1 protein-coding gene is annotated in these 784 nt (G+C 54.3%); it reads right to left on the bottom strand.

Annotated features, from left to right (window positions below; genetic code table 11):
• A partial coding sequence (locus ACX0G9_RS31695) for a condensation domain-containing protein (RefSeq protein ID WP_459069008.1) occupies window positions 1-784 on the bottom strand: 784 nt, incomplete at both ends.

Raw genomic sequence — 784 nt, 5'->3', positions numbered from 1 at the left:
TCCCGGCTGCCCGTATACCGGTACAACAGATAGGACCATATCCCCTGCATCAACGTGTTGACCGTGATCCGCTGCCGTTGTACATACGCAACAATCCCGGCTGTCTCCCGGCTGTTTATCCATACCTCCTCCTCCCCATACGCTCCCAATCCCTTATTCCGTTCGGCAGTCGGCTCAATAAAAGGCAGCAAGGTACTACCCTCCACTCCCTGCAGATAGCCTTCCCAATATGCCCTTTCCCCGTCCTGGTCCCGGCTCTCGATATAACGGATATAATCCTCGTAACGGTCTGCATCGACGGCTTCCGGCTCCCCGCCTGTTTGAAGCGCCTCATACACCTGCAACAGTTCCTCCAGCAGCAGCGGAAGGGACCAGCCATCCAACAGGATATGATGATGCGTCCACAACATCCGGTACCGTTCTTCTCCCAAACGCATCAGGGTTATGCGCATCAGCGGCGCATGCCGCAGATCGAAACCACGACGGCGATCCGAATCGTCATACGCTTTTATAGCTGCTTCCTGTTCGCTCGCAGGCATCATTCGCCAGTCCAGTATCTCCATCGGAATGGCAGCCTGCCGGTATACCACCTGAACCGGTATCGAAAATACATCCGCATAAAATCCACTTCGCAGGATGCTATGCCGTGCCACTATAGTTTCCCAGCTTTTCCTAAAGGCTGCCGGATCGAGTTTTTGTATCTGGCCACTGAATTGTTCGATATAGGCGCCGGCCCGCTGATCATACAGGCTGTGGAACAACATCCCTTCCTGTAAACCGCTCA

The organism is Flavitalea flava (assembly GCF_054461575.1).
This window is presented reverse-complemented; position numbering and strand designations above follow the sequence as displayed.